Raw genomic sequence first — 8336 nt, 5'->3', positions numbered from 1 at the left:
CGGTGCCCACTCGTCAATCATCGTCAGTGCCCGCTTACTCGATCTGCACGTCGTGGTTGTCGCCTCCGATGAGACGGGCCGTCTGACGGCGACGGCGTTGGCGCGCACGTTGGCAGAGCTTGAAGCCGACGACCGACTGCAACAGGTGGTGGCGGTGGTGGCGGTGGCCGGTTCGACCAATGCGGGGCTGATCGACGACCTGGCCGGGGTCGGCCAGCTCGCCCGACGGCACGACATCTGGTTCCATGTCGATGCGGCCTACGGCGGCGCGTTTCTATGCGTCCCGAGTGTGCGAGCGACATTTGCCGGCATCGAACTGGCCGACTCGCTGATCATCGACCCACATAAGGGCCTGTTCGTGCCGTATGACTGTTGTGCGCTGCTCTATGCCAATCCGGGCCCGGTCACAGCGGCGTTTACCCAGGACGCGTCGTATCTGGAGCAGATCAACCAGTCGCAGCAATGCAACCCGATGCACTACGCCTTTCACCTGTCGCGCCGGGCGCGGGGCGTGCCGCTGTGGTTTTCGCTGGCGGTGTATGGCAGCGGCGCTTACCGGCACACCCTGGAGCAAATACTCGACCTGAGTGCCCGTCTGCGCACGCGAATTGCCTGTCACCCAAGGCTGACGCTGATTCCGGCGTGCGGGTTGAGCGTGATCCTGTTCCGGCGCGAGGGCTGGCAGGCGCGCGATTACGATGACTGGGCGCAGCGCTGTCTGCGTGATGGCATTGCGCTGGTGGTGCCTTCAAGCTGGCAAGGCGAAACGGTGATGCGCCTCTGCATCATGAACACCCGGCTGGATGAGCAACGCTGCGAGGCGTTACTCGCCGACCTGTGAAAGCGGTCGAGGTGAACAGGTCGAACATTGCATTGATGGCGTCAATAACAACCATTAATTCAATGAAGTTCTCATATGAAGAGCGCAGCGTAAGATCGGCTCCACACCCAACCACCGCAACGGAGCACTTGATCATGAAACGCCAAACCCTGCTTGGCATCGCTTTCTCGCTTTTCGCACTGAACGCGTTCGCCGCCACCGAAACCGATCCACTGTTCAGCGATGCGGTAGCCGCTGCGACCCAAACCGACCCGCTGTTCAGCGATGCCGTCGCCGCCGATGGTTCGGATCATCTGCAGGGCAACCGGGTAGCGGAAGGTGGCGCAGACCGTCTGCTCGAACGCCGCTCGAATGTCTGAGTCGATCGCTGTAACCAACAAAATCCGGCCTCAACAACCGGGTTTTTTTACGCCTGCTCGCGCCACCTATGGCTTCTAGCGGGGGGACGTGCCTTAAACAGCAGGCGACGGGACGCCCGTGCGGGGCTGATGGCGCCGTCCGGTTAATCGCTGGTGTCCATGTTGACCATGGTAGCCATGAGCGTCGGGTATTGGCCGGCCTGCTGTTTGCCGATGTACTTCATGGCTGAGCGCAGGTCCTTGTTGCCTTCGACCCGACCCTCTCGTGTGTGATCCTTCATCGACTGCCCGTAAGTCTTGTCGCGTGACATCGCCATCAAGCCATTGACGACAATGTCATTGTCGTCGTGCTTGTGCTTTGACGTCTCTTGACTGGGGTAAGGGAAGTGCCAGAACACCGGCGTGTTATCCAACAGAATGTCGTTCAAAAACGGACTGCAGGTGCCGCACGGTTGCCGCTCGGTATAAACCGCGTGGATCACGGTGCCATCGAGTGCCTGGGCCTGTGCGGGGGTCAGCCGGGCCAATCCCGCTGCGTTGCCCTGGCCGACCATCCAGTTGGGGATACTGAAACGGTTTAACGACTGAACGCCGCGTATCGCGATCCACACTTGTTTTTCCGAGTGGCACGCGGCGCTCGGCTGCGTGATGATGAACGGGCCCGGAATGCCGCCGTTGAAGGGGTTGGGGACAGTAAAAAAGAAGGTCGCGTAATTGACCAGGGTGAAGTCGGCATTCGCCCCGCGCATCGCGCGCGCGGCCGCCGACCAAGGACTGTTGAGATACGCCTGCACCAGACTTGGGTATCCGTCATAACCGAGCCAAACCGAATTGAAGGCCAAGGTGAATTCCTTTTCACTAACGGGTAACAGGGCACCATCGCTCCGCTCCAGCTAAGTCGAGGAATCTTGAGCTGTCAATCAGGCCCCGTTCATTGCGAAAGCGTTGCCGACGTTTTCATTCGCCCACCGGTTGCCTAGGTACTCTCCGCCGGCTTCGCCAGCGCGATCCCCGCCGCCCCCAGTCGCTTGAGCACCTCGAACAGCAGATCGCTTTTGGTCACCCCGACAATCCTCGGGCTGGCGACGTACCCGGTCACCGTCAAGGTGATGCCGTCCGGCGTCAGCTTGCTGAAGCGCACAAACGGCGCCGGTTTTTCGAGGACGGTTTCGTTCTCGCAGTAGGCGTTGAGCAGCAGGTCCTTCACCTCTTCCGGGTCGATATCCAGCGGAAACACCAACTCCAGAGACGCCACGCCCTGGGCACTGCCGCCGAGCGTGACGTTACGCAGGTTCTGCGAGATCAGTTGCGAGTTCGGCACGATCACGATCGAGCGGTCACTGAGCTGGATTTCCGTGGCGCGCACGTTGATGCGGCGGATATCGCCCTCGACGCCGCTGATGCTGATCAGATCGCCGACCTTCACCGGCCGCTCGGTCAGCAGAATCAGGCCCGACACGAAGTTCTTCACGATCTCCTGCAAACCGAAACCGATGCCCACCGACAGCGCACTGACGATCCACGCCAGGTTGGTCCACTTCACGCCCAGCGACGACAGGGTCAGCAGGATCACGAAGGCATAACCGATGTTGGAAAACAGCGTGCTCAGCGACGCACACATGCCGGGGTCCATGTCGGTCTTGGGCAGAAATTCGTTGTCGAGCCAGCGGCGCAGGGCGCGGATCAGCCAGATGCCGATCATCAGCGCCAGCACCGCGTTGAACAAATGGCCGGGAACGATGTTCAGCTTGCGCAACCCGGCGCCGCCGAGAATCGCCATGATATTGCTCGCCAGCTGCCCCAGCGTGGTGCCGATGCCGCCGACAAACAGCGCGATCACCGCCAGCAGCAACAGCCCGGCACGACTGAAACCGGACAACAGAATCGACATCTGATCGAGGCGTCGATCACCCACCCCGAGCAACTGTTTCAGCGCTTTGCCGCTGGCGTGTCTGGGCGAAAATACATGCTCGCAGGCGTCCTTGATCACCTGGATCAACAGGTAGAACCCGGACAGGACGATATACGACCACACCAATTCATAGGTGATGAACCGCGCCAGCGACACGTACCCGGTGAGCAGCGCCATCGCCGCCACGAACATCGACAGACTGGCGACGGTGAAAATCACACCGGAGAACGTGCTGCCCGCCGCCGACGCATCATTGGCGGCGATCATCGCCTTGCGTGCCTTGCTCACCTGCAACAGCATCGTCACCACAATCGCCAGCACCACCATGGCAATCACGCCGCGCCCGGCGAGCACAATCTGACTGCTCATGCCCGTGGCATTGCTGACCTGCACCAGCGTCACCAGCACCAGCAACGCGCAGGACAGAATCCGTGGGAACGGCTTCAGCGCCAGCGCCACCGGATCGGCAATCGCCGGCAGGCGCCACGACGGATGTTGCGTCGACAGCAAGGCTCGGCTCAGCCCGGTGATCAGCACGCAGGCATACACGACTTTTTCGAACTCATCGGAAAACGTCGCCAGCACCGGCGTCAGCGGCGCGTGGCGGGTGAGGGCGTAAAACAGCACATGCAGGGCGATGGCGGTGGTGGCAATGGTCGCAAGGGCTGAAGCGAACGCCAGCGCGCTGCGGCGCAGACGCCCCTCCGGCATGCGATGAATGCAGACCCAGGTCAGCCCGCGTTCGGCCAACCGCCGTCCGTACGTCCAGATCAGCAGCGCCAGCAACACCAACAGCACCGTATAAACGTGCTGCCCTGGCGCCCACACCGTGGCCCAGGTTTCTTCGATCTGCTGCACGAAAAAGCGCAGCCTTTGGCGATCATCCGGCGAAGGGTTGATCAGCGGCGACCAGAAATCCGGGTTCAGCACACTGTCCGTACCCAGGGTCAGCTCGCTCTCCAGCAGCGTGCGCCGGATACCGGCAATCTGCGTGATCAGATCCGCCGCACTCTGCTTCAACGCCGCGAGGCTCTTGAGCGTCGCATCGACCTTGTTCTTCTGCTCCGTCAGCGACGCCCGCTGCGCGATGATATCCGCCTGCTCCGAGGCAATTCCGGTATCCGGCGCCGCCCCCAACACCCCCAGTTGCACCGTCAGTTGCGCCTGCTGCGGCAACAACGCCGTCGACAACTTATCGACATCCAGAATGAACGCCTGCACGCGATCCTGCGGGCCCTCGAGCTGGTTGTAATTGTTCGCGGCAGAAATCTGCTGTTTCAGTGCATCAAGGCGTTGTTGCAGAGCTTGCAGATCACTCTGGGAAATCACCGGCAGCGGCGCGGCGGCGGTCGCCGACGGCGCCGGCAACTCCGCCGCCCACAGCGACGGACTGCCGGGGATGAGCAGGATCAGTACGGTCAACCACAAACACTGCAATGCGTTGCGCATGGGGGCGACGGGCTCGAATGGAACACACAGCCTATGAGGTTAGGTGATTGGGGGAGATGGGGAGGAAAAGTTTCACGGCAGAAGGTGGATCAGCTCGGGTTCAAGCGCGGTGCGGCTGGCGTCGAGCAAGGCAAGCGTGACCGGGAGTTTGAAGCGGCGGCGTCCGGCACTGCCGGGGTTCAGGTAGAGACAGTTTTCGCGCCATTCGATCAGCGGCTTGTGGGAGTGGCCGGTGATCACCAGTTTGATGGCGCTGGTGAGCAGGGCGGGCACGTCGGCGATGTCGTGGGTCAGCAGGGTTGGCCAGCCGTTGAGGTCGAAACTGAGGTGGTCGGGCAGGGCGGCGGCCCAGGGCAGGTCGAGGTCGTTGTTGCCGCGCACGGCGTGCAGTGGGGCAATGGCGGCGAGCTGGCTGAGGATTTCCGGGGCGCCGATGTCGCCGGCGTGGATGATCAGGTCGCTGCCCTCAAGGACGGCGAGGGCTTCGGGGCGCAGCAGGCCGTGGGTGTCGGAAATAATGGCGGTTTTCATGAGGGGGAGCGTAGCAGGCGCGGTTCGGTTTGGGTTGAGGGCCTGCGTTCGGGCAGACACACCGTGTTGCGCTGCGCTGACGATCTTTGGCGTCAGATCGACTCCGGCAGGCCTTGCTGCGCTTTGGCCCGGGCGATGGAAAACGCCTTCGGCAGGCTGGCGCCATTCTTCGCTGCAAGAATTTCGGCCATCACACTGACGGCGATTTCTGCCGGCGTCTTGCTGCCTATGTAGAGGCCGATCGGCCCGTGCAGACGTTCAAGTGACGCTTGCGTCTCACCAAAATGCTCGATCAGCCGTTCGCGGCGCAGCTGGCTGTTGCGCCGCGAGCCAATGGCGCCGATGTAGAACGCCGGGCTGTGGAGCGCTTCGAGCAGAGCCAGATCGTCGAGTTTGGGGTCATGGCTCAAGGCGACGATGCAGGTGCGCAGATCGACCGCGAAGTCGCGGACCACGTCATCGGGCATGCCGACGATACGTTCCACGCCGTCCACCGCCCAGGTCTCGATGTACTCGGGACGCGGATCGCACACCGCCACCTTGAACCCGTTGAACAACGCCATGGTCGCGAGGTACTCGGCCAGCGCCCCGGCACCGATCATGAGCATTCGATAGCCCGGCCCCAGGGTGTTGAGCATCTGCGAGCCATCGAAGCTGAATTGTTCGGGCGTCGCCGTGGCTTCGAGCGTGACCTGGCCGGAGGCCAACGCCAGGCGCCGGCGAACCAGTTGCCCGGCGTCCAGTTGCACCAGCAATCCATCGAGTGACTGCCACGCCGGATTGAATTCGAGGATCAGCTCAAGCGTGCCACCGCAGGGCAAGCCGAAGCGATGCGCCTCGTCGGCGCTGACGCCATAGCGCACCACTTGCGCTGCGCTGTCATTGAAAGCGTTGCCGCCGTGGGCCGTGGTATAGCGGTGGATCAGGTCATCCTCAATGCAGCCGCCGGACACGCTGCCCACCACACGACCGTCGTCGCGCAGGGCCATCATCGAACCTGTCGGGCGCGGTGAAGAACCCCAGGTGCGCGCCACCGTGGCGAGCAACACCCGCTCGCCGGCGGCGAGCCAGTCCCGCGCGGTGCGCAGGACCAGCAAGTCGATGCTTTCCATCAGCGTCTCCTCTTAGCGCATCTGCAGGATGATCGGGCTGCTGCTGGCCGGGTCGGTGTGCTCACGCAGTTTGCCAACTGCTTGCGCATCCACGGCACCGCCCTGATTGCCCCAAGTGGTGCGCATGAAGGTCAGCACGTCGGCGATCTGCTGATCCGACAATTGCTCACGGAAGGCCGGCATGCGATAGGCGTCCGGGACACCGGCCGCCACGACCCGCTGCGAACCGTTGAGGGTGATGTTGATCGCCGAGGCGCTTTCCCTGGCCAGTGCGGAGGTGGCACCGGCCAGTGGCGGCATCCATTCGGCCTGGCCCTTGCCGTCCAGGCCGTGGCACGAGGCGCAGCGTGTCACGTAGGTATGCGCACCGGGTGCGTCCAGACGCGTCGCAGCCGAAACCGCTTGATACTGCCAGGGCTGGCCGTCGCGCTGGGGATCGCCCGGCAACGACTTGAGGTAACGGGCAATCGCCGTCAGATCGTCGTCGGTCATGAACTGCGTGGAGTTGTTGAAGGCCTCGGTCATCGAACCGTAGACCACCGCGTGTTTATTGCGACCGGTCTTGAGGAACTGCACGATTTCCGCTTCGCTCCAGCGCCCAAGCCCAGTGTTGTGGTCATCGCGCAGGCTCGGTGCGTACCAGCCGTCGAGCAAGGCGCCGGCGAGGTACGGCTTGCCGGTCTCATCCAGTGCCTTCTCGTTGAACGCCAGGCCTCGGGGTGAATGGCAACTGCCGCAGTGCCCGGCGCCCTGGACGAGATACGCGCCGCGGTTCCACACCTCATCCTGCGAGGCTTTGGCCGCGTAAGGTTCGGCGTCGACAAACACACCGTTCCACAGTGCAATCGGCCAGCGCAGATTCAGCGGAAAGGGAATTGCACTCGGGATGTTCGCCTGTTTCACCGGCGCGACGCCTTTCATGAAAAACGCATACAGCGCACGCACGTCGTCATCACTGACCTTGGCGTAAGACGGGTAGGGCATCGCCGGATACAGACGGCGACTGTCGGGTGCCACGCCGTGGCGCACCGCTCGGTCAAAGTCCGCAAGGCTGTAGTGGCCGATGCCGGTTTCGGTGTCCGGGGTGATATTGGTTGCGTGGATTGAGCCCAGCGGCGTGGCCATTTCCAGGCCGCCGGCGAACGGCGCGCCGCCCGGCACGCTGTGACAGGCCACGCAATCGCTGAGCCGGGCGACGTATTCACCACGGGCGACCAGCGCCGGGTCGATGTCGGCCCCGGCGATTTGATGGGTTTCAAGGCGCGAGACGGGCTCGCGTGTGACATACCAGGCCAGCAGGCCTGCCGCGACCAGGCACGGCACTGCCAGCCAGCCAGCGGTTCTTGCGAATCGGCTGTTATTCATGGACGCTCCGGCGCTGATCAAGTGAAGGTGTGTCGGCTCATGGGCAGGCTGCGCACCCGTTGTCCGGTCAGCGTTGCCACTGCATTGGCGACGGCCGGCGCGACGGCGGGCAGCGGCGGTTCACCGATGCCGCCCATTTTTTCTCCGCTCTCGATGACACGCACGTGAACCCGTGCCATCCGCGCCGGCGGCAGGATCTGATACAGGTCGTAGTTGCGTGCCCGGGGCTTGCCATCCACCCACACGGCCTCTTCCACCAGCGTCTGCGACAGCCCCAGCGCCACCGCGCCATTGACCTGAGCCTCGACAATTGCCGGGTTGACGATGCTGCCCGGGTCAATCGCCTGCCAAATGTCGTGGACCTTGACCTGGCCGTGCTCGATGGACACCTCGGCGATCACCGCCGTCTCGGTGCCGAATGGCGAAGCCATGGCCACGCCGCGCGCACGTTTGCTGCCGTCCTCGGCGGTAAACGGCCCGCGCTTCCAGCCGCCCGAGAGTTCACCCACCGCCTGCAGCAGCGTGGTCAGCCGTTGATTGTCGCGCAGCAGATGCAGGCGCAGTTCGAACGGGTCCTTGCCACCCTTGTCCGCCAGTTCGTCGAGGAACGATTCATAGAAAAAATCGTTGAGCGAATTGCCCACTGAACGCCAGTAACCGAGCATCGCCGGACCTTTGGCGTAGATCTGCGCGATCCGCTTGTTGGCGATCGCGTAGGACTTGCCCGACAACCCTTCAAGCGCCGTCGGGTCGAGTTTCTCGCCTTG

General features: G+C 63.1%; 8 protein-coding genes. 2 read left to right on the top strand and 6 right to left on the bottom strand.

Annotated features, from left to right (window positions below; all coding sequences use genetic code 11):
- The coding region (locus DBR24_RS11290) for a pyridoxal-dependent decarboxylase (protein WP_128614779.1) at positions 1-841 on the top strand (841 nt) is incomplete at its 5' end.
- Between the two features lie 134 nt (positions 842-975).
- Positions 976-1200 (top strand): hypothetical protein, encoded by a 225-nt coding sequence (locus DBR24_RS11280; RefSeq protein ID WP_123462919.1) that lies wholly within the window; start codon positions 976-978, stop codon positions 1198-1200.
- Between the two features lie 143 nt (positions 1201-1343).
- Here the strand turns inward: DBR24_RS11280 and DBR24_RS11275 are convergent, their stop codons facing one another.
- The 6 genes from DBR24_RS11275 to DBR24_RS31950 form a co-directional block, all read right to left on the bottom strand.
- Entirely contained in the window at positions 1344-2042 is a 699-nt protein-coding gene (locus DBR24_RS11275) for a hypothetical protein (protein WP_123462921.1), read from the bottom strand.
- Between the two features lie 134 nt (positions 2043-2176).
- On the bottom strand, positions 2177-4561 hold the full coding sequence (locus DBR24_RS11270; protein ID WP_128614777.1) for a DUF3772 domain-containing protein: 2385 nt from the start codon (positions 4559-4561) through the stop codon (positions 2177-2179).
- Positions 4562-4633: 72 nt separating this feature from the next.
- The gene (locus DBR24_RS11265; RefSeq protein WP_128614776.1) at positions 4634-5092 is read right to left on the bottom strand and encodes a metallophosphoesterase family protein; all 459 of its coding nucleotides are present in this window, start codon (positions 5090-5092) and stop codon (positions 4634-4636) included.
- 92 nt (positions 5093-5184) lie between these two features.
- Positions 5185-6204, bottom strand: coding sequence for an XdhC family protein (locus tag DBR24_RS11260; protein ID WP_128614775.1), 1020 nt, complete (start codon positions 6202-6204; stop codon positions 5185-5187).
- 12 nt (positions 6205-6216) lie between these two features.
- Positions 6217-7569, bottom strand: a complete 1353-nt coding sequence (locus DBR24_RS11255) for a cytochrome c (protein WP_128614774.1) — start codon at positions 7567-7569, stop codon at positions 6217-6219.
- 17 nt (positions 7570-7586) lie between these two features.
- A partial coding sequence (locus DBR24_RS31950; protein WP_256591398.1) for a molybdopterin cofactor-binding domain-containing protein occupies positions 7587-8336 on the bottom strand: 750 nt, incomplete at its 5' end.

Origin of the sequence: Pseudomonas sp. HMWF006 (genome assembly GCF_003061205.1) — a bacterium.
In the GTDB taxonomy this organism is placed as follows: domain Bacteria; phylum Pseudomonadota; class Gammaproteobacteria; order Pseudomonadales; family Pseudomonadaceae; genus Aquipseudomonas; species Aquipseudomonas monsensis.
The sequence above is the reverse complement of the archived record's forward strand: the minus strand, read 5'-3'. Positions and strand labels throughout refer to the sequence as shown.